The organism is Paraburkholderia sp. HP33-1 (assembly GCF_021390595.1).
In the GTDB taxonomy this organism is placed as follows: domain Bacteria; phylum Pseudomonadota; class Gammaproteobacteria; order Burkholderiales; family Burkholderiaceae; genus Paraburkholderia.
Genome location: NZ_JAJEJR010000002.1, coordinates 1,686,356 through 1,706,976, shown reverse-complemented (window position 1 = coordinate 1,706,976; position 20,621 = coordinate 1,686,356). Strand labels below are relative to the sequence as shown.

Sequence of the window (20,621 nt, the reverse complement as noted above, 5' to 3'; positions counted from 1 at the left end):
CAGTGACGCGACGTCATCGGCTGGTTGCATTGCATCAAGGAAATCGATACCTCGCCCGGAGGGATTGGCTAAGATGTCGCAGGCGCGCGCTACTGCGTCTTGATCCCGCCCGGAGGCCATTCATGACTATCGGCGTATATGCCACGCTGGTCGCGACATCGCTCGTGCTGCTGCTCGGCGAAAAGCTCGTGCAATGGATCGGCGTGCTGCGGATCTATTCGATTCCGGCGCCGGTGGCGGGCGGCCTGATCGTCGCGATCGGCGTGCTGATCACGCGCCTCACCACGCACGTCGAGGTCAAATTCGATTCGACGGTGCAGGCGCCGCTGATGCTCGCGTTCTTCTCGACGATCGGTCTGAACGCGCATCTGTCGAGCCTGAAGGCGGGCGGACCGGTGCTGGTCCGCTTTCTCGCGCTGGTCAGCGGGCTCTTGATCCTGCAGAACGTGCTCGGCCTGCTGCTCGCGTTCGCGCTTGGCGTCGATCCGCTGCTCGGCATTCTCGGCGGCTCGGTCACGTTGTCGGGCGGTCACGGCACGGGCGCCGCGTGGAGCCAGGTCTTCACCGAGCGCCACGGGCTGGAGTCGGCGACCGAGATCGCGATCGGCTGCGCGACCTTCGGGCTCGTGATAGGTGGCGTGCTCGGCGGCCCGCTCGCACGGCTCCTGCTGCGGCGGATCAGTGCCGAAGAACTGCGGCACGTCAAGCTGCGCGAAGAAGAGACGCTGGTCTTCGAAGAACCGAAGGCGCAGCAGGCCACCACGCCCGCCGCGATCATCACGACGCTCGCGCTGATCTCGATCTGCCTCGCCGGCGGCGAAGTGTTCGCCGACTGGATCGCGGGCACCCCATTAGAGTTGCCGACTTTCGTGTGCACGCTGTTCATCGGCGTGCTCCTGAACAACGTGCTCGCGCTCGTGCGCGTACGGATCGACCAGCATGCGGTTGCGCTGATCGGCAACGTGGCGCTCGCGCTTTTTCTCGCCATGGCGCTGATGCGGCTCAATCTATGGGAGCTTGCCGCGCTCGCTGTGCCGATCATCTCGATCCTCATCGCGCAGACTGTGCTGATGGTGCTCTATGCGATCTTCATCACGTTCCCGGTGATGGGCCGCAACTACGATGCGGTCGTGTTGTGCGCGGCACAAAGCGGTCTCGGCCTGGGCGCGACGCCGACCGCGATCGCGAACATGCAGGCGATCACGAGCCGCTTCGGCCATTCCCATATCGCGTTCCTGATCGTGCCGATGACGGGCGCGTTTTTCATGGACATCGTCAACGCGATCGTCATCAAGCTGTTTCTCTCGCTACCGATTTTTCATTGAGCCGCGGTGGCGTTCGCAGGTCAACCTGGCAAGCAAATACCATGAGCGATCAACACAGCAACAAGCCCGTCGGCTTCGGCAAAGGCCTGACCAATTATGGCGACCGCGAATTCAGCGTCTATCTGCGCCGCACGTTCGCGAGTTCGATGGGCTATAGCCGCGAGATGCTGGACCGGCCGATCGTCGGCATTGCGCATTCGGCGAGCGGCTTCAATAACTGCCACCGGCATTTCCCCGAGATGATCGAAGCGGTCAAGCGCGGCGTGCTCGCGGCCGGCGGTCTGCCGATCGAGTTTCCGACGATCTCGCTCGGCGAGACGTTCCTGAGCCCGACGAGCCTGAAGTTCCGCAACCTGATGTCGATGGACGTCGAGGAGATGACGCGCGCGCAACCGATGGATTCGGTCGTGCTGCTCGGCGGTTGCGACAAGACCGTGCCCGCGCAACTGATGGGCGCGGCGTCCGCGAATCTGCCCGCGGTGCAACTGGTCGCGGGGCCGATGTCGACGAGCCGGCATCGCGGCGAGCGGCTCGGCGCCTGCACCGATTGCCGGCGCTTCTGGGCCAGGTTCCGTGCAACCGAAATCGACGCACAGGAGATCGGCATCGTCGAACGACGGCTTGCGTCGACCGCGGGCACCTGCGCGGTGATGGGCACGGCGAGCACGATGGCGATCATCGCCGAAACGCTCGGCATGATGCCCGCGAATAGCGCCGCGTGTCCCGCCGTCGATGCAGACCGGCTGCGCATCGCGGAAGAAACGGGGCGCGTCGCGTTCGATCTGATCGCGAAGCCGATCCTGCCGAGTGAGATCATCACCGCGCAGTCGGTCGAGAATGCGCTGCGCGTGCTGCTCGCGATCGGCGGCTCGACGAACGCGATGATTCATCTGACCGCGATCGCGGGCCGCGTCGGCGTGAAGATCGATCTGCAGCGGCTGAACGAACTGAGCGACACCACGCCGGTGCTCGTCAACCTGAAGCCGACCGGCGATCACTATATGGAAGACCTGTATGCGGCGGGCGGCGTGCCGGCGATCCTGCGCGAGATCAAACACCTGCTGCATCTCGACTGCCGTACGGTGACCGGCGAAACGCTCGGCGATCGGCTGCACGACGTGAGCTGGGTCGATCACTCGGTGGTGCGGCCGTATGCGCAGCCGGTGCGCGAGAACGGCGGTCTCGTCGCCCTGTTCGGCAACCTCGCGCCGCGCGGCGCGATCCTGAAGCGTTCGGCGGCGGACCCAAAGCTGTTCGAGAAAGAAGGGCGAGCGGTCGTGTTCGAATCGCTCGAAGACCTGGCGAACCGCGTCGACAGCGACGAGCTCGACGTCAGCGCCGACGATTTTCTGGTGCTGCAAAACGCCGGCCCCACCAGCGAATCGGCGATGCCCGAAGCCGGCTATCTGCCGATTCCGGCGAAGCTCGCGCGCGCCGGCGTGAAGGACATGGTGCGCATGTCGGACGCGCGTATGAGCGGTACCGCGTACGGCACGATCGTGCTGCACATCACGCCCGATTCGGCGTCGGGCGGGCCGCTCGGTCTGGTGCGCAACGGCGATCGGATTCGCTTGAGCGTCGCGAATCGCTCGCTCGAATTGCTCGTGTCCGATGAAGAGCTCGATCGACGCCGCGCCGCGTTGCCGCCGAGATCGCAAGCGCCGGCGAAACGCGGCTATGCGAAGCTGTACGAGCAAGAAATTCTGCAGGCCGACGAAGGTTGCGATTTCCAGTTTCTCAAGTGAGCGAGACAGAGGCATGAACGAACCACGAGAGACCGTACCCGACAGCACCGCCGCGCGCGTCGCGTTATGGCGTGCGCTGCACGTGCAGGCCGACCCGCCGCCGCACGTGTTCGAAGACGAAGTCGGCTTGCGGTTGCTGGCCCCCGCCGAAGACTGGCGCAGCCGCGGCGACATGGACCCGCAGTTCACGCGGCCGTTTCGCGCGTCGATCGTCGCGCGCGCACGCTTTATCGAGGATCTGGTCGTCGAGCAGGCCGGGCGCGGCGTCGGCCAGTATGTGATTCTCGGCGCCGGTCTCGACAGCTTCGCGCAACGCCGGCCCGACATCGCGTCGCGGCTCACCGTGTTCGAGGTCGACCAGCCGGGACCGCAAACGTGGAAGCGTCAACGGCTGAGCGAGCTGGGTTTCGGCGTGCCGGACTGGCTGCGTTTCGTGGCGGTCGACTTCGAAGCGGGCGACAGCTGGCGGCAGCGTCTCGTCGCCGAAGGTTTCGACGAAAGCAGGCCGGCCGTCGTCGTGTCGACCGGCGTCAGCATGTATCTGACGAAGGAGGCGAACGCGGCGACGCTGCGCGAAGTGGCCGGGCTTGCGCGTGGCTCGACGTTCGCGATGACGTTTCTGTTGCCGCTGGAGATGGCGGACCCGGACGTGCGTCCCGGACTCGAGATGGCCGAGAAGGGCGCGCGTGCGAGCGGAACGCCGTTCATCAGCTTCTTCACGCCGCAGCAGATGATCGCAATGGCGCGCGAAGCGGGATTCGACGAGGCACGGCATGTGTCTGCCGCCGATCTGACGCAGCGCTATTTCGCGGGCAGGACGGATGGGCTGCGTCCGCCGGGCAATGCGGAGGAATTGCTGGTGGCGAATACGTAGTGGTTGTGGCCCGCTTCGCCCACACGGCTATAATCGCGCTCGAACATGGCCTCCGAAGTCTACTCATGAAAAGAATTGCTGCCTTAGCACTCGTCGCGTGCGCACTCGCCGCCTGCTCGTCCCCGGAAAAGCAGGCGCAGCGCGCCCAGCAGGAAATCCTTCATAGCGAACCGAACCTCCTCGCCGCGCAACGCAACGCGGTGATCGATTGCACGCCGGCGAATTGCGATGCCGCCTGGGCGGCCACCAAGCGCTATATCGAGCAGCATTCCGACACGCACGTGATCCGTGCGGACGCGATCGCGATCGATACCGACGTGCCCGACGATACGGGCAAAGCCGCTTTTTCAGCGACCCGCGCGGACAAGAGCACGGGCGGCGCGACGCTCACGCTGTTCGCGCAGTGCCGCGGCATGTATGGTCCGGACAGCGAGAAGGGCTCGGACTATGACGAGTGCGCCGACAAGATCCTGAAAACGCAGAACGGCTACGTGCCGTACCTGCGCTCGCACGCGTCGGCGCAGTAGGCGGCAAGCCACCGCGGCGCCCCAGGCGCGGCACTCGCGTAGCGACCCGCTGAACCATCGCCACGATGCGGCGGGAGGCGCTATGCTGATGCGTCTTCGCCTCGCGGAACCACCTCATGCACGCTCCTGGCGCAACCGTGCCGATCTCGCTCGTCAATGGTTTCCTCGGCAGCGTCGGGACGCAGCCGGATATCGTCGACCGGCATCTGTCGGCCGCGAACATCCCTCGCGCGCTTCTGGACCAGCCTGGGGCGCGCGTCACCGAGGAACAGTTCTCGACGCTCTACCGCGCGCTCGCGATCGAACTCGACGATGAAATGCCCGGCGTTTTCTCACGCCCGCTGCGCAGCGGCTCGCTGAAGTTTCTCTGCCTGAGCCTGCTGGATGCGCCGAACCTCGAAACCGCGATGCACCGGTTCGGCCAGTTCTTCCATCTCGTGCTCGACGACTTCCGCTTCGAGTCGCGCCGCGGCGAGCTCGTCGCGAGTCTGACGCTGCATCCGGCAAGCACTGGCGCGCAACTTGGCATTCTGGGCCAGGAACTGATGCTGAAGCTGGCGCATGGGATTGCGTCGTGGCTGATCGGACAGCGCATTGCGTTGTTGCAGGTGCAGTTCGCGTTTCCCCGTCCGCCTCACGCGCTCGAGTATCTCTATCTGTTTCCCGGGCCGGCGAAGTTCGACTGCGCCCGGACCTCGATGCAGTTCAGCAGTACCTATTTCGACATGCCCGTGCGTCAGCGCAAGGCGAACCTGCGCAGGTTTCTCGCTCGCGCGCCGGAAGACTGGATCTTCGTTTCGTTCAACGAACAGCTTTTCAGTCATCGCGTGCGGGAATTTCTCGCGTCCCGGCTACCAGACGTGCCCACCATCGAAGAGTCGGCGGAAGGCCTGCATTGTTCGGTCAGAACGCTGTGCCGTCATCTTGCCGCCGAAGGCACGGCGTTTCAGGTGCTCAAGGACGAACTGCGCCGCGACATCGCGATACAGCGTTTGACAGGCACGCACGAACCCATCGCCATCATCGCGGGCGACGTCGGCTTCGGCGACCCCACCGCGTTCCACAGAGCGTTCCGTCACTGGACGGGCAGCACCCCGGCGGCCTATCGCCGGGGTGGCTGATCTCGCCATATTGAAGCGTCGGCTGCACAGGCCGACGCCGTTCCGACGCGGCATTCAGCCTTTGCGGCCTGGCCAGGTATGTCAATAGATCGTCCGGTTTGGACAACCGGGCAGGGCCTGTCCGGCGCTACGATTCAGCCATACGTTACCCCGGCCGCAGCGCCATCAGACGGGTGACATCCCCTACGGACTATCTGATCGGAAGAATGGCAATGAGCTACGTCGCGCCTCTCAAGGACATGTTGTTTGCAATCACGGAACTGGCCGGAATCGACCGCCTGTCGGGCTTGCCCGGCTGCGAGGACGCGACCGCCGACACCGCCCGGGCCGTGCTCGAAGAGGCCGCGCGGCTGCATGAGGGCGTGCTTGCACCGCTGAACTTCGACGGCGACCGCAGCCCGAGCACCTGGAAGGACGGCGCGGTGAGCGCCACGTCCGGATTCAGGGACGCGTTTCGTCAGTTCACCGAAGGCGGCTGGCAGGGTTTGCAACATCCGTCGGAATACGGCGGTCAGGATCTGCCCAAACTGCTGTCCACGCCTTGCATCGAAATGCTCAATGCCGCGAACCTGTCGCTGGGACTGTGTCCGCTCCTGACCGACGGCGCGATCGAAGCGCTGTTGACGGCGGGCAGCGAAGAGCAGAAGCAACGCTTCGTGCCGAAGCTGATCTCGGGCGAATGGACCGGCACGATGAACCTGACCGAGCCGCAAGCCGGCTCCGATCTCGCGCTCGTTCGCACCCGCGCCGAGCCGCAGGCCGACGGCTCGTACCGGATCTTCGGCACGAAGATTTTCATTACATGGGGCGAGCACGACATGACCGAAAACATCGTGCATCTGGTGCTCGCACGCACGCCCAACGCGCCCGAAGGCGTGAAAGGCATTTCGCTGTTCCTCGTGCCGAAGTTTCTCGTCAACGAGGACGGTTCGCTCGGCGAGCGCAACGATGTGCACTGCGTATCGATCGAGCACAAGCTCGGCATCAAGGCGAGCCCGACGGCGGTGCTTCAGTTCGGGGATCACGGCGGCGCGATCGGTCAGCTCGTCGGCGAGGAGAACCGTGGTCTGGAGTACATGTTCATCATGATGAACGCCGCGCGCTTCGCCGTGGGCGTACAGGGCGTGGCCATCTCGGATCGCGCGTATCAGCATGCCGTCGCGTATGCGAAGGAGCGGGTGCAGAGCCGTCCTGTCGATGGCTCGGCGAAGCAGGCGGTCACGATCATCCAGCATCCCGACGTGCGTCGCATGCTCTCGACCATGCGCGCGCTGACCGAAGGCGCACGCGCGCTCACCTATGTGGCGGCGTCGCATTGCGACCTCGCGCATCATCATCCTGACGCGGCGACGCGAGCGAACCATCAGGCAATCTACGAATACCTGGTGCCGGTCGTGAAGGGCTGGAGCACGGAGATGTCGCTGGAGGTGACGAGTCTCGGCGTGCAGGTGCACGGCGGCATGGGTTTCATCGAGGAAACCGGCGCCGCGCAGTACTACCGTGATGCGCGCATCCTGCCGATCTACGAAGGCACGACGGCGATCCAGGCAAACGACCTCGTCGGCCGCAAGACCGTGCGCGACAACGGCGAAGTGGCCGTGATGCTGCTCGCGCAGATCGACGCGACATTGGCCGCGCTGCGGGCGCACGCGTCGTATCGCACGAGCCCGGTCTTTCAGGCGATGGTCCGCCATCTTTCCTTCGGCCGTGACGCGTACTACAGCGCGGTGCGCTACGTTGTCGAGCGGGTCAAAAGCGATCCGAATGCAGTGTTCGCGGGCAGTGTCTCCTATCTGATGCTCGCGGGCGTCGTGCTCGCGGGTTGGCAAGTCGCGCGATCGCTCGTGCTCGCAGCCGACAAACGCGACGAAGACCCAGCCTTCTATGACGCCAAGATCGCGACCGCGCACAGCTACGCGACCCAGGTGCTGCCTCGCGCAGTCGCGCTCGAAGCGGCGATTCGCGGCGCTCGCGATGGCGAAGGCGCATTGGCGCTGCGCGAAGACCAGTTTTGATGCAATCAATCAACGTGACGTGTGAATCGAAACGGTAGGGCTCGGCCTTACCGGTGTGGGAAGGAGAGTGTTGTGAGAGTTCTTGTAGCAGTCAAGCGGGTGGTCGACTACAACGTGAAGGTCCGTGTGAAGTCGGACAACACGGGCGTCGATATCGCCAACGTGAAGATGTCGATGAACCCGTTCGACGAAATCGCGGTAGAAGAAGCGGTACGTCTGAAGGAAGCGGGCGTCGCGACCGAAGTGATCGCTGTGTCGGCTGGTGTGACGCAGGCGCAGGAAACGCTGCGCACCGCGCTCGCGATCGGCGCGGACCGCGCGATCCTGATCGAATCGAATGAAGACCTGCAGCCGCTGGCAGTCGCGAAGCTGCTCAAGGCGCTGGTCGACAAGGAACAGCCTTCGCTCGTCATTCTGGGCAAGCAGGCGATCGACGACGACTCGAACCAGACCGGCCAGATGCTGGCGGCGCTGGCTGGATTGCCGCAGGCAACCTTTGCCTCGAAAGTGGTGGTGGCGGACGGCAAGGCAACCGTGTCGCGTGAAGTGGACGGCGGCGCGGAAACGCTGTCGCTGACGCTGCCCGCGGTGGTGACGACCGATCTGCGCCTGAACGAGCCGCGCTACGTCACGCTGCCGAACATCATGAAGGCGAAGAAAAAGCCGCTGGAAACGGTCAAGCCCGAAGACCTCGGTGTCGATGTCACGCCGCGTCTGAAGACGCTGAAGGTCGCCGAGCCGCCGAAGCGCTCCGCCGGTGTGAAGGTGCCGGATGTGAAGACGCTGGTCGAGAAGCTGAAGACCGAAGCCAAGGTGCTGTGAGGAGACGCAAGAAATGACGAACCTGGTAATTGCAGAACACGACAATGCGTCGGTCAAGGCCGCGACCCTCAATACGATCGCAGCGGCACAGAAGATCGGCGGTGACATTCACGTGCTGGTGGCGGGTCACAACGCGCAGGCCGCAGCGGATGCGGCCGCGAAGATCGCGGGCGTGAGCAAGGTGCTGCTGGCTGACGCGCCGCAACTGGCCGCCGGCCTCGCGGAAAACGTCGAAGCCACGGTGCTCAACATCGCGAAGAACTACACGCACATCCTCGCGCCGGCGACCGCTTACGGCAAGAACATCGCGCCGCGTATTGCCGCGAAGCTCGACGTCGCGCAGATCAGCGACATCACCGCAGTCGATAGCGCCGACACGTTCGAGCGTCCGATCTACGCGGGCAACGCAATCGCGACGGTTCAATCAGCGGATCCGGTCAAGGTCATCACGGTGCGCTCGACCGGTTTCGACGCAGTTGCAGCTGAAGGTGGTAGCGCAGCGGTCGAAAAGATCGAAGCGGCACCCGATACGGGCATCTCGCAGTTCGTGAGCCGCGAAGTCACGAAGCTCGACCGTCCGGAACTGACGAGCGCGAAGATCATCGTGTCGGGCGGCCGGGGTCTGGGCAACGGCGAGAACTACACGAAGGTTCTGGAACCGCTGGCGGACAAGCTCGGTGCGGCACTGGGCGCGTCGCGCGCGGCGGTCGACGCGGGCTTCGTGCCGAACGACTATCAGGTCGGCCAGACCGGCAAGATCGTCGCGCCGCAACTGTACGTCGCGGTCGGCATCTCGGGTGCGATCCAGCACCTCGCGGGCATGAAGGACAGCAAAGTGATCGTCGCGATCAACAAGGACGAAGAAGCGCCGATTTTCAGCGTCGCCGATTACGGCCTCGTCGGTGATCTCTTCGCCGTCGTGCCGGAACTCGTGAGCGAACTCGGCTAACCGCATCCGGCGCCTGGCGCCCGTCCCAAGACACAGTACACATTCAGCCCAGGGCAAACGCCCGCCAAGCAAGCGGAATAATCATGAATGAGCTTAACGGATACGATTTCGAAGACCTGCGACCAGGCATGAGCGCCCACTTCGCCAAGACCATCACGGAGGCGGACATTCTGCTGTTCGCGGGCGCGTCGGGAGACATCAACGCGGTTCACATCAACGAGCAGTTTGCGCAGACGACACCCTTCAAGGGGCGCATCGCTCACGGGATGCTGAGCGCGAGCATCATCTCCGCGGCCATCGCGGGGCGGTTGCCCGGCCCGGGCACGATCTACCTCGGCCAGAACCTGCGTTTCAAGGCGCCGGTTCGACCCGGCGACACCGTTCGGGCCGACGTGACGGTCAAGGAACTGATTCACGACAAGCGCCGTGTGGTGCTCTCCACTGTTTGCACGGTCAGCGGCAGGGTGGTGATCGAAGGCGACGCCGTGGTCATGCCGACATCGTGCCGCGATCGTGTCGAGGCAGACGCGGTTTGCGCCGTCAGCAACGCATGATAGCGAGTCCCGCCATGAGAATGCCATTCAGCATGCCACACGCGAGCGCCCATTACCTGCAACAGCACGCGCAACTGTGGGGCGACACCGTAGCCGGATTGATCGGCGCGCGGCCGGAGTTGAAGCCGGTCGCCGAGCCCGAGCAGGGAGACCGGCGGTTTCACGCCGATGACTGGTCCAGCAACGGCTGGTACAGCCTTCTGAAACAGAGCTACCTGATCAATGCGCGCGCGCTCGAAGAGCTCGTCGAGGCGAGCATGCTCGATGAAAAGGACAAGCACAGGCTGCGCTTTTACACGCGTCAGTTCATCGACTTCGCCAGCCCCGCGAATTTCGCCGCGACGAATCCCGAGGTCATCCGCGCGGCGGTGGAATCGGGCGGATCGAGTCTGCTCGCGGGCTTGACGCATCTGTTCGACGATCTGGGCAACGGCTCGATCTCGATCACTGATCAAAGCGCGTTCGAAGTGGGCCGCAGCGTGGCCACATCGAGCGGCGCGGTAGTCTATGAAAACGATCTGTTCCAGCTGATCCAGTACGCGCCGCTGACGCCGAAGGTCGCTGCACGACCGCTCGTGATCGTTCCTCCGTGCATCAACAAGTTCTACATTCTGGATCTTCAGCCGGAGAATTCCTTCGTGCGCTTCGCCTGCGAGCAGGGGCTGACGGTGTTCGTCGTGTCCTGGCGCAATCCGCAGCAGGACATGGCGAATACCACATGGGACGCCTATCTCGAGGATGGCGTGATGCAGGCGCTCAGCGTCGCGCGTGCCATTAGCCGGGCCGACAAGGTCAACGCGTTGGGCTGGTGCGTGGGCGGCACGCTGCTTTCGTCGGCGCTTGCGATCATGCGTGCGAACGGCGACGACTCCGTGGCGAGCATGACGCTGTTGACGGCCTTGCTCGACTTCAGCGACCCAGGCGATATCGGCGTGTTCATCGACGAGCAGGGCGTGTCGATGCGCGAGCATACGATCGGTCGAGGCGGCCTTTATCCCGGGCGCGAACTCGGCTTCGTATTCCAGTCGCTACGTGCCAACGATCTGATCTGGCCGTATGTCGTGAACAACTACCTGAAAGGCAAATCCCCGGCCGCGTTCGACCTGCTGTACTGGAACGCGGACACGACCAATCTGCCCGGCCCGATGTACAGCTTCTACCTGCGCAACATGTACCTCGAAAACAGTCTGTGCGTGCCGAACAAACTGACGTTCTGCGGTACGCCCGTCGATCTCGGCAACATTGATGTGCCGAGCTATCTGATGGCGGCCGAGGAGGATCACATCGTGCCGTGGCGATCCGCCTATCGATCGACGCAATTACTGGGGGGCGAAACCGAGTTCGTGCTGGGGGCAAGCGGCCATATCGCGGGTGTGATCAATCCAGCGTCGAAGAACAAACGCAGCTACTGGACCAACGAGACCTGCGACGAGAATGCGGACGACTGGCGCGCAACAGCGGTTCAGCAACCTGGCAGCTGGTGGAATCACTGGATCGACTGGGTCAAGAAGCATTCCGGCGAACAGGTCGAGGCGCGCACGAAGCTCGGCAATCGAAAGTACAAGGTAATCGAGAGCGCACCGGGCCGGTATGTGAAGCTTCGTGCCGAATGAGCGGATGGCGTTTGCGCATGGCGTGTGAAAGGACGATTGCCCAACGTTGGGCAGCGTCGCCGCGCCGCAGTACGCGCGTCGCCCAATAGCGCTTCCTGCCCGCGTCGCTTGCCTTTTCCTCTAAATCTTGTAGGGCACTCGCACGCCCGGTTCATCCGCAGGAAAATCCTTCGTATTGCGAGAAACCAGCAACAACGAATTAACTTGTGCGGATGCCCAAACGATCGCATCAGGCAATCGGATTCGCCGTTGCTTGCGAATCTCGACCGCGCGATTTGCGATGGCACTGTCCAACGCGATGACTTCAAAGGAACCGAGCCATGCACGAATCGTCGCTTCATCTTCAGCCGTCGTGCCGACAAGAACTTCCATCCACGTAATTGTGCTGATCGCCCGGTATTCGTAGCGCGAAAGTTCTTTCTTCGCTGCGATGACACCACCGAGGTAGTCGATCAAAATGTTCGTATCAAAAAGTGCTCTTACCATTCCGAGCGAAGCTCCTGCTGGTATTCAAGGCCGTCTATTTTCTTGTTCTTCCACAGCCCGAAAACCTCGGCCCCGCGCGCTTGCTTGTGATTCGCGATATACACCTCGATCGCGTCACGGATTACCGCGGCGCGGGGGCGGCGCTCCATCTCCACGAGTACCGCCAACTCTTCGATCTGCGCATCGGGTAAATCAATCAAAATCCGACTCATTACCGCCTCCATAGCATGATATACATATCGTATATCATGCGCGCACGCTATGCAAACGAAACGCAGCTTTGTGTCATCACCGGTTATGACGGCATGCCGGGATGAGAATGCCGTCGAGCGCATCAGTGAAACGGCCGGTCTTTCGGGCCATCATTTCGAATGGCTCGTCCGCCAGTCACGCGGCGTCATATGGAATCGCGACACGAACCAGTTCGTGAACGATCCCTGCTGCGCGTAGCCGAGAAGCGCCGAAACCCGTCCGATCGGATAGGTGGGGTTGCTCATGTAGCGCACGGCGAGTTCTCCGCGGACTTCCTCCACCTGATCCGAAAAGCTGGTGCCGGCCGAATTCAACTGGCGTTGCATGGTGCGCACGCTCAGATGCAAATGGCGCGCCACCAGGTCCGCGTTCGCCTGTTCGAGCGGCAGCAGCAGGTAGATCGCCTTGCGCACTTCCAGCGCGGCCGATTCCGCTGCGCTCGCGTTCCGCGGAGCGGCGAGGCTCTCCGCATAGCGCACGAGTTCAGGGTCGGCTAGCGGATTCGGGTAGTCGAGATCGGCGCTCGCACAGACGAACCCGTTGAAGTCGCTGCCGAACTCCAGCGGACAGTTGAAAAAGCGGCGATGAAACGTCAGGTCCGCGGGCGCCGCGTGAGTGAAGTGGACCTCGCGCGGTTTCCAGAACTTGTCGAGCAGCGCGCCGGAGTGCTTCGCGAGGACACCGAGCGCCAGCTCGATGGCCTGCCTCGTCGGGGTACCCGGTTCGACGACGAGTTCCTCGCGAATGGTGACCGTTTTATCAGCGTCCTCGACGTAGACCGCCAGCGCTTCGTTCAGCAGATGACGGTATTCGGCCGCGGCCAGCAGCACTTCACGCAGCGTACGTTTGTGCGCGAGCAGGACATTGACCACACCGCTGCCGAACGTCTGCCGCGTCTCCGCCATTTGCAGCGCGAAAGTCGGGCACGACGCCTTTTGGGCCGTCATTTCCAGTAGCCGACAGCAGGCGGCAGCCGGTACGCGATCGCCCGGATTCGCGAGCGCGCCGGCATCGATGCCGGCCTGTCTGGCGAGTTCGACCGGATTCAGTCCCAGCCGTCGCGTCACTTCGAAATAGCCACTCATGGCTACCGACGTCACCATCGTTTCCATCGTAGTTTCTCCGGACCATTCGCACATCGCGTAATTTTCTAGTCATTAAACACTTGCTTCGCGCAATTATCGGTGTTAACGCGCAGTGGCACGAAGGGCTAAAAGGATGGCGCCCAATCATAAAAGTGTAGCGCGTGATTGCCGTATCTTTTGCCCATGACGTTTGAAATGTTCCAGCAGATTTCAACGCGGCTTCGCGAGGCCGGAACAGCGTCACCCCAAACTCGATGGAGGCAGACAAATGCAGTTTCTCGACGATTCGTTGCACCCTGAGAATCAGGACAAGGTAGTCATCACCACCGCGCCGTACGGCCCGGAATGGATGCCCGAGGACTTCCCGGAAGACATCGCCGTGACCATGGACGAGCAGATCCAGAAGGCGGTCGATTGCTACAACGCCGGCGCCACGGTACTGCACCTGCACGTGCGCGAACTGGACGGCAAGGGTTCGAAGCGCCTGTCGAAGTTCAATGAACTGATCGCTGGTGTGCGTGCGGCAGTGCCCGACATGATCATCCAGGTCGGCGGCTCGATTTCGTTCGCGCCGGAAGATGATGGACAGGCCGCGAAGTGGCTGTCCGACGACACGCGCCACATGCTGGCCGATCTCGAACCGAAGCCCGATCAGGTGACGGTCGCGATCAACACCACGCAGATGAACATCATGGAGCTGCTCTATCCGGAGTACCTGGCAGGCACCTCGCTTTCCAACCCCGGCTTCATGGCCGCCTATAGTGAAATGACGGTTCCGGCTGGCCCCGCGTGGGTCGAGGAGCACCTGCGCCGCCTGCAGGCTTCGGGCATTCAGCCGCACTTCCAGCTCACGGGCATCCATGCGCTCGAAACGCTCGAGCGCCTCGTGCGCAAGGGCGTGTACAAGGGCCCGCTGAATCTCACCTGGATCGGCATCGGTGGCGGCTTCGACGGCCCGAATCCGTTCAACTTCTTCAACTTCGTGCATCGCGCGCCGGATGGCTGCACGCTCACCGCGGAGTCTCTGCTGAAGAATGTGCTGCCGTTCAACATGATGGCGATGTCGATGGGCCTGCATCCGCGCTGCGGCATCGAGGACACGATCATCGACCAGCACGGCAAGCGCTTCACGTCGGTGCAGCAGATCGAGCAGTGCGTGCGGGTCGCGCGTGAGCTGGGCCGCGAAATTGCCACTGGCAAGGAAGCGCGCGAGATCTATCGTATAGGTGTGCAGTACGAGACGATCGACGAGACGCTTCTCGCCAACGGTATGGCGCCGAACCGCCAGGCCGGCGTCAGGAACCTGCCGCTGCGCGCGGCGTGATTGCCAGAGTCAGCGTGGAAGGAGACAGAAGAATGCTCGTACAGCATGCAGGGCCCACGACGGGCGATGTTTCGGCAACCCGGACGGACGTACGCACTTATGCGTGGGTGGTGTTTGCGTTGACGGTCGGATTGCTGCTTTCCGACTATATGTCGCGGCAGGTGTTGAACGCCGTGTTTCCGCCGCTCAAGGCGGCATGGCACCTGTCCGACGCGCAACTGGGTTCGCTCAGCAGCGTGATCGCGCTGATGGTTGGCGTGCTCACGTTCCCGCTGTCGGTGCTTGCCGACCGTTGGGGGCGCGTGAAGAGCATCGTGCTGATGGCGGGGATGTGGAGTCTCGCGACGGCAGGCTGCGCGATCTCGACGAGCTATGGCCAGTTGCTGCTTGCGCGTGCCTTCGTCGGGATCGGCGAAGCGGCCTACGGCAGTGTCGGAATCGCAGTTGTCCTGAGTATTTTTCCGGTGCGGCTGCGCTCTACGCTGACCGGCACCTTCATGGCGGGCGGCGCGTTCGGTTCGGTGCTGGGCATGGCCCTCGGCGGCGCGGTGGCGGCTCACCTCGGCTGGCGTTCGGCATTTGCTGCAATGGCGGCGATGGGAATCGTGCTGGTCGTGATCTACCGGCTGGTCGTCACCGAAAAGCGACTTGTGCCGCTGCAGCCGGCGGGCGTGAGCAGGCAGGCGGAATCGCGCGGCATGTGCTTGAGCCTGCGCGCGCTGATGAAGGGACTGTTCTCGACGAAGTCCGTGGTGTGCGCCTACGTCGGCAGTGGCCTGCATCTGCTGGTTCCCGCCGCTGTGTGGGCGTGGATGCCGAGCTTCCTGAATCGCTACTACGGCATGGCCACCGGCAAGGCCGCGATGTGCGCAGCGGTGTTCGTGCTGGTGACTGGGGTGGGCATGGTGGTGTGCGGAAACCTCACGGACCGGCTCAGCAAGAACGCACGCGAACGGAAGTGGCTCGCCGCGATCTCGTTCTGCCTCGCCTGTTTCGTACTGCTCGGGATCGGCTTCCAGATGCCGGCGGGGCCGTGGCAGCTCGTCGTGATCGGTGCCGGCATGTTCTTCTGCGCCGGTGCGAGCGGCCCGTCGGGGGCGATGGTGGCGAACCTCACGCCGCCGTCGATTCATGCCTCGGCGTTCGCGACCCTGACGCTCGCGAACAACCTGCTGGGCCTCGCGCCGGCAGCGGTCCTCACGGGGATCATCGCCGATCGGATCGGGCTGCTGGGCGCGTTGCAACTGGTGCCGCTCGCACCGCTCGTCGCGGCTGCCGCATTCATGATCGGCAAACGGAACTACGCGGTCGATCTGGATCGTCTGAACACCTTGCGTGAGCAGGCCGCAGGCTGACATCGCATCGCGCCACGCGGACGGCGCGTAAAACAGACTCCGCGACTGCGCCACAGGCGCCAGGCATTTCGCAGATTGCAGATTGAGTAAAGAATTGGAGATTCGACATGGCAAAGGCAGTGCGCTTTTATGAAACCGGTGGTCCCGACGTCTTGCGCTACGAGGACGTCGAAGTGGGCAACCCCGGCCCCGGTCAGGTTCGCCTGCGCCATCAGGCAGTGGGCCTCAATTTCGCCGACACCTACTTCCGCAGCGGCCTGTATCCGGTCCCGCTGCCCGCTGGGATGGGCGTTGAGGCCGCGGGCGTGGTCGAAGCCGTTGGCCCGGACGTGACGAACGTCGCGGTGGGCGATCGTGTGACCTACACGGGCTTTATCAACACGCTCGGCGCGTACAGCACCGAACGCCTGATTCCGGCTGCACCGCTGATCCGGCTGCCCGATGCGATCCACTGCGAAACGGCCGCCGGCATGACCATGCGCGGCCTGACCGCCGCGTATCTGATGCGCCGCATTCACGACTTCAAGGCAGGCGACACGATCCTTCTGCATGCCGCCGCCGGCGGTGTCGGCCTGATCGTTTCGCAATGGGCGAAGCTGCTGGGTCTGACCGTGATCGGCACGGTTTCGACCGAGGCCAAGGGCGAGGTGGCCCTCGCGCACGGCTGCGACCACATCATCAACTACAGCCGCGAAGACGTCGCAAAGCGCGTACGCGAACTGACCGATGGCGTCGGCGTGAACGTGGTGTTCGACAGCGTCGGCAAGGATACCTTCGAGGCCTCGCTCGATTCGCTCAAGCGCCGCGGTCTGATGGTTTGCGTCGGCACGGCTTCCGGCCCGATTCCGCCGTTCAATCCGCAACTGCTGGCGATGAAGGGCTCGCTCTATCTGACCCGCCCGGCGCTGGCGGACTACATCGCCGATCCGGCCGAGAAGAACGATCTTGCCGGTGAAATCTTCGGGCTGATCGCCTCGGGACGCATCAGGATCGAGGTCAATCAGCGTTATTCGCTCGAAGATGCGGCGCAAGCCCATCGGGATCTGGAATCGCGCAAGACGACGGGTTCGTCGGTCTTCGTCATCTGAGGAGCTAGTCATGCGAGTCGAACAATTAACGTACGCAATCGGCGCCGAGCTGATCGGGGTGAATGTCGCTCACGCGATCAACGACGATGACCTGTTTGCCGAGATCCGCTCGGCGCTGCTGAAGCACCGGGTTCTGTTCCTGCGCGACCAGCACATCACGCGCGCCGAGCACGTGGCGTTTGCGCGCCGTTTCGGTGAGCTCGAGGACCATCCGGTCGCGGGCAGCGATCCGGAGTATCCGGGCCTCGTGCGGATCTACAAGACCCCGGATCAGCCCAACGACCGCTACGAAAACGCATGGCACGCCGACACCACCTGGCGCGAAGCGCCGCAGTTCGGTGCCGTGCTGCGCTGTGTGGAGTGTCCGCCCGTCGGCGGCGACACGATGTGGGCGAACATGGTCCTCGCCTACGAGAATCTGCCGGCGCACGTGAAGACGCAGATCGCGGATCTGCGCGCCCGCCACAGCATCGAGGCGAGCTTCGGTGCCGCGATGCCTATAGAGAAGCGTCTCGCGCTGAAGGCGCAGTTTCCTGACCCGGAGCATCCGGTCGTGCGCACGCATCCGGAGACGGGCGAGAAAGTGCTGTTCGTGAACGCCTTCACCAGCCATTTCACGAACTTCCACACGCCGGAACGCGTGCGTTTCGGTCAGGACGCGAATCCGGGCGCGGGCGATCTGCTGCGCTACCTGATCAGCCAGGCGTACATCCCCGAGTATCAGGTGCGCTGGCGCTGGGAGAAAAACAGCATCGCGATCTGGGACAACCGCAGCACGCAGCACTATGCGGTGATGGACTACCCGCCGTGCCATCGCAAGATGGAACGCGCCGGCATCATCGGCGACAAGCCGTACTGAACCAGCAAGTAACTTCCGATGAATTACGAACTGAAACCGACCATTCTGATGGTCCCGGGTCTGCGCGACCATGTCCCGGAGCATTGGCAAACCTTGCTGGAGCAAAGGCTGCCGAGGGCACTCTCGGTGCCGCCGCTCGAGCACGACAAGCTCAGTTGCGCGGCGCGGGTTGCGGCGCTCGATGCCGCCCTCGCGAGGATCAACGGCCCGGTCATTCTGGTCGCGCATAGCGCGGGCGTAATGATCACCGTGCATTGGGCGGCGCAGCACAAGCGCGAGATTCACGCAGCGCTGCTCGCGGCGCCCGCGGACCTCGAAACGCCGCTGCCGCCGGGCTATCCGGAGCGCGAGACGCTCGAGCAGAACGGCTGGCTGCCGATTCCGCGCAAGCGTCTGCCGTTCCCGAGCATCGTCTGCGCGAGCCGCAACGATCCGCTTGCACGGTTCGAGCGTGTGCAGGACATGGCTCAGGATTGGGGCAGCCGCTTCGTCGATCTCGGCGAAGTGGGGCACCTCAACCCCGCTGCGGGCTTCGGCGAATGGCCGATGGCCGAGACGTTGATCAACCGGCTGGTACTGATGTGATGTGGCCGGCGACGGATCGGAAGGCGTCCGGCATGTCACGTCAGATCGTGGTGGGTGTCGCCGGTGAGCTCGCGCCGGGCCAGCGCAAGCTGGCCTTCATCGATGGCCGCAGCATCGTGCTGTTCAACATCGAAGGCAGGCTCCACGCCATCGACAACGCGTGTCCGCACAACGGAGCCGCACTCGCGGGCGGCCAGCTGGAAGGCTGCGTGTTGCGCTGCCCGGCGCACGGCCTGCGGTTCGACGTGCGCACGGGCTGCATGCCGGGAACCGGCGGATTGAATGTGACGACCTTCCCGGTCGCAATAGTGGATTCAAAGGTAGTGGTGAGTCTCGACGAGCCGAACGCGACGCCCTCGCAGGCATGAGACGCCACAACCAATCAGGAGAAGGAAAGATGCAAGGCTTGATGATGCAGCAACCGCTGCTGGTCGCTGCGCTGCTCACGCACGCGGAGCGCCATCACGGCGAACAGGAAATCGTGTCGCGACGCGTGGAAGGGGACATCCATCGTTATTCGTATCGGCACCTCGCGCAGCGCGCGCGCCGCATGGCCAACGCGCTGTCGACGCTCGGTGTCGGTCGGGGCGAGCGCGTCGCGACGCTCGCGTGGAACGGCTATCGCCACATGGAGCTGTATTTCGCCGTGTCGGGTTCCGGGTCAGTGCTGCATACGCTGAACCCGCGGCTGCACGTCGACCAGCTCGCGTACATCATCGATCACGCGGAAGACCGTGTGGTGTTCTTCGACCTGAACTTTCTGCCGCTGATCGAGAGCGTCGCGTCACGGGTGAAGAGCCCGAAGGTATTCGTGGCCATGACCGATCGCGCGCACATGCCGCAAGCGGGCGACCTGGGCGCCATGCTGATGTGCTACGAGGATCTGATCGATCTTCACGACGACGTTTTCGAATGGCCTCTGCTCGACGAGAACAGCGCGTCGTCGCTGTGCTACACGTCGGGCACCACCGGCAATCCGAAGGGCGTGCTGTATAGCCACCGCTCGACGGTGCTGCACACCTACGCGGCGGCGCTGCCCGATTCGCTGAACTGTTCCGCGCGCGACGTGATCCTGCCGGTCGTGCCGATGTTCCATGTGAACGCCTGGGGACTGCCCTACATCGCCTGCATGGTCGGCGCGAAGCTGGTGTTTCCGGGTCCGGCGCTCGACGGCGAGTCGCTCTACGAACTGATCGAAACAGAACACGTGACACTGTCGGCCGGTGTGCCGACCGTGTGGCAGGGACTGCTCGCGCATGTCGATGCACTGGGCGGAACCTTCTCGTCGATGCGGCGCACGGTGATCGGCGGCGCGCCGTGTCCGACCGCGATGGCCGAAGCGTTCCAGAAGCGCCATCGGGTCGAGGTGCTGCACGCGTGGGGCATGACCGAATTGAGCCCGATCGGCACGGTTTGCAGCTTCAAGGCGCATCAGCAGTCGTTGCCGATGGCGGAGCAGTACAAGGTTCAGGCGAAACAGGGACGTGCGCTGTTCGGCATCGACATGAGAATCGTCGGCTCCCGTGGCAACGAATTGCCGTGGGACGGCGAGACGGCTGGTGATCTGCAGGTGCGCGGTCACTGGGTCACGCAGCAATACTTCGGCGCCGACGTTGCGTCGCCGCTCAGCGACGGCTGGTTTCCGACCGGCGACATCGCGACGATCGACCGGCACGGCTTCATGCAGATCACCGATCGCAGCAAGGACGTGATCAAGTCGGGCGGCGAATGGATCAGTTCGGCGGCTATCGAAAACGTCGCGTATCTGCATCCGGAAGTCACGACTGCCGTCTGTATCGCGGCACGGCACCCGAAGTGGGACGAACGGCCGCTGCTGCTGGTCGTGAAGAAGCCCGGCAGCGAGCTGGCGAGCGATGAACTGCTGTCCTTCTTCAACGGCCGGGTCGCGCGCTGGTGGACGCCCGATGCAGTGGTGTTCGTCGACACGGTTCCTATCGGCGCGACGGGCAAGGTACTCAAGAACCAGTTACGCGATCAATTCGGGAGCTACTACCTGTCGGCCTGATCCGACGCTTTCGCAG

20 protein-coding genes are annotated in these 20,621 nt (G+C 63.5%); 17 read left to right on the top strand and 3 right to left on the bottom strand.

The genetic code is table 11. The annotated features are described in order from the left end of the window. Window positions 1–122 precede the first annotated feature (122 nt). The 10 genes from gltS (at window position 123) to L0U81_RS23715 (ending at window position 11,545) form a co-directional block, all read left to right on the top strand. Entirely contained in the window at window positions 123–1,325 is a 1,203-nt protein-coding gene (gltS, locus tag L0U81_RS23760; protein ID WP_233806157.1) for a sodium/glutamate symporter, read from the top strand. Between the two features lie 41 nt (window positions 1,326–1,366). Next, window positions 1,367–3,070, top strand: coding sequence for a dihydroxy-acid dehydratase (locus tag L0U81_RS23755; protein ID WP_233806149.1), 1,704 nt, complete (start codon window positions 1,367–1,369; stop codon window positions 3,068–3,070). A gap of 13 nt (window positions 3,071–3,083) precedes the next feature. Continuing rightward, window positions 3,084–3,944, top strand: a complete 861-nt coding sequence (locus tag L0U81_RS23750) for a class I SAM-dependent methyltransferase (RefSeq protein ID WP_233806147.1) — start codon at window positions 3,084–3,086, stop codon at window positions 3,942–3,944. 65 nt (window positions 3,945–4,009) lie between these two features. Beyond that, on the top strand, window positions 4,010–4,471 hold the full coding sequence (locus L0U81_RS23745) for a hypothetical protein (protein WP_233806145.1): 462 nt from the start codon (window positions 4,010–4,012) through the stop codon (window positions 4,469–4,471). Between the two features lie 116 nt (window positions 4,472–4,587). After that, window positions 4,588–5,592 carry an AraC family transcriptional regulator gene (locus L0U81_RS23740; protein ID WP_233806143.1) on the top strand — a complete coding sequence of 335 codons (1,005 nt, stop codon included), beginning with the start codon at window positions 4,588–4,590 and terminating at the stop codon, window positions 5,590–5,592. Window positions 5,593–5,804: 212 nt separating this feature from the next. Beyond that, window positions 5,805–7,607, top strand: coding sequence for an acyl-CoA dehydrogenase (locus tag L0U81_RS23735; RefSeq protein WP_233806142.1), 1,803 nt, complete (start codon window positions 5,805–5,807; stop codon window positions 7,605–7,607). 72 nt (window positions 7,608–7,679) lie between these two features. Continuing rightward, a complete protein-coding gene (locus tag L0U81_RS23730; RefSeq protein WP_233806140.1) occupies window positions 7,680–8,429 on the top strand; it encodes an electron transfer flavoprotein subunit beta/FixA family protein in 750 nt (249 codons plus the stop codon). A 13-nt stretch (window positions 8,430–8,442) separates the two neighbouring features. After that, entirely contained in the window at window positions 8,443–9,378 is a 936-nt protein-coding gene (locus L0U81_RS23725; RefSeq protein WP_233806138.1) for an electron transfer flavoprotein subunit alpha/FixB family protein, read from the top strand. 83 nt (window positions 9,379–9,461) lie between these two features. After that, window positions 9,462–9,932: a MaoC family dehydratase gene (locus L0U81_RS23720; protein ID WP_233806136.1), complete on the top strand. Its 471-nt coding sequence runs from the start codon at window positions 9,462–9,464 to the stop codon at window positions 9,930–9,932. Further along, the gene (locus L0U81_RS23715; protein ID WP_442793447.1) at window positions 9,929–11,545 is read left to right on the top strand and encodes a PHA/PHB synthase family protein; all 1,617 of its coding nucleotides are present in this window, start codon (window positions 9,929–9,931) and stop codon (window positions 11,543–11,545) included. The genes L0U81_RS23720 and L0U81_RS23715 overlap by 4 nt, the downstream gene beginning before the upstream one ends. A 120-nt stretch (window positions 11,546–11,665) precedes the next feature. Here the strand turns inward: L0U81_RS23715 and L0U81_RS23710 are convergent, their stop codons facing one another. From L0U81_RS23710 to L0U81_RS23700, 3 genes are all read right to left on the bottom strand, one after another. Further along, window positions 11,666–12,031 (bottom strand): type II toxin-antitoxin system VapC family toxin, encoded by a 366-nt coding sequence (locus L0U81_RS23710; RefSeq protein WP_233806132.1) that lies wholly within the window; start codon window positions 12,029–12,031, stop codon window positions 11,666–11,668. Then, window positions 12,025–12,243 (bottom strand): ribbon-helix-helix protein, CopG family, encoded by a 219-nt coding sequence (locus L0U81_RS23705; RefSeq protein ID WP_233806130.1) that lies wholly within the window; start codon window positions 12,241–12,243, stop codon window positions 12,025–12,027. The genes L0U81_RS23710 and L0U81_RS23705 overlap by 7 nt, the downstream gene beginning before the upstream one ends. Before the next feature lie 150 nt (window positions 12,244–12,393). Further along, window positions 12,394–13,395 (bottom strand): AraC family transcriptional regulator, encoded by a 1,002-nt coding sequence (locus L0U81_RS23700; RefSeq protein WP_233806128.1) that lies wholly within the window; start codon window positions 13,393–13,395, stop codon window positions 12,394–12,396. Window positions 13,396–13,636: 241 nt separating this feature from the next. Between L0U81_RS23700 and L0U81_RS23695 the strand changes: the two genes are divergently transcribed. From L0U81_RS23695 to L0U81_RS23665, 7 genes are all read left to right on the top strand, one after another. Then, window positions 13,637–14,692: a 3-keto-5-aminohexanoate cleavage protein gene (locus L0U81_RS23695; RefSeq protein WP_233806126.1), complete on the top strand. Its 1,056-nt coding sequence runs from the start codon at window positions 13,637–13,639 to the stop codon at window positions 14,690–14,692. Between the two features lie 32 nt (window positions 14,693–14,724). Next, complete coding sequence (locus L0U81_RS23690) at window positions 14,725–16,047, top strand: MFS transporter (RefSeq protein ID WP_233806124.1); 1,323 nt, start codon at window positions 14,725–14,727, stop codon at window positions 16,045–16,047. 107 nt (window positions 16,048–16,154) lie between these two features. Further along, entirely contained in the window at window positions 16,155–17,135 is a 981-nt protein-coding gene (locus L0U81_RS23685; RefSeq protein WP_233806122.1) for a quinone oxidoreductase family protein, read from the top strand. 10 nt (window positions 17,136–17,145) lie between these two features. Continuing rightward, window positions 17,146–17,994: a TauD/TfdA dioxygenase family protein gene (locus tag L0U81_RS23680; protein ID WP_233806120.1), complete on the top strand. Its 849-nt coding sequence runs from the start codon at window positions 17,146–17,148 to the stop codon at window positions 17,992–17,994. A gap of 18 nt (window positions 17,995–18,012) precedes the next feature. Next, on the top strand, window positions 18,013–18,579 hold the full coding sequence (locus L0U81_RS23675; protein WP_233806118.1) for an RBBP9/YdeN family alpha/beta hydrolase: 567 nt from the start codon (window positions 18,013–18,015) through the stop codon (window positions 18,577–18,579). Between the two features lie 32 nt (window positions 18,580–18,611). Then, a complete protein-coding gene (locus L0U81_RS23670) occupies window positions 18,612–18,947 on the top strand; it encodes a Rieske (2Fe-2S) protein (protein ID WP_233806117.1) in 336 nt (111 codons plus the stop codon). A gap of 29 nt (window positions 18,948–18,976) precedes the next feature. Further along, a complete protein-coding gene (locus L0U81_RS23665) occupies window positions 18,977–20,605 on the top strand; it encodes a 3-(methylthio)propionyl-CoA ligase (protein WP_233806115.1) in 1,629 nt (542 codons plus the stop codon). Window positions 20,606–20,621: the final 16 nt, after the last annotated feature.